Origin of the sequence: Streptomyces sp. SP17BM10 (assembly GCF_036322405.1) — a bacterium.
Taxonomy (GTDB): Bacteria; Actinomycetota; Actinomycetes; order Streptomycetales; family Streptomycetaceae; genus Kitasatospora.
On sequence record NZ_JAQYXB010000180.1, the window covers coordinates 1 to 380 of the forward strand.

At 73.7% G+C, this 380-nt stretch carries 1 pseudogene; it reads right to left on the minus strand.

The window, feature by feature from the left end:
- A pseudogene (locus PUR71_RS00630) lies at window positions 1-380 on the minus strand (hypothetical protein); the annotation flags it as partial.

Here is a 380-nt window from a genome sequence, read left to right on the forward strand (position 1 = left end):
ACGGCGCAGGTCGGTCGCCGTGCGGCGGCTCAGGCCCAGCTCACGGAGCTGGTCGATGGTCACCTTGCCGCCCTGGTCGGCGGTCAGCTTCTCTGCCTTCCGGCGTATTACGGCGGTCACCTTGGAGTCGCCGGGGGCGGTGACGCCCAACACCAGTGCGAAGAGAGCGGCAGAGAACACGTCGGAACGCCGGTCACGCTCGTGGGACGGGACGGGCGCCGGCTTGGGCTGCTCGGCGGCGGCCTCGTGGGCCCGGACGGCGCGGGCGAAGGAGCGCAGGTCGCCCGCGAGGAGCTCGGGCACCTCCAGCGCCGGGAAGTGCCCGCCCGCGGCGACCTCGCTCCACAGCACGAGGATCGGGAAGCGCCGCTCGGCGATGC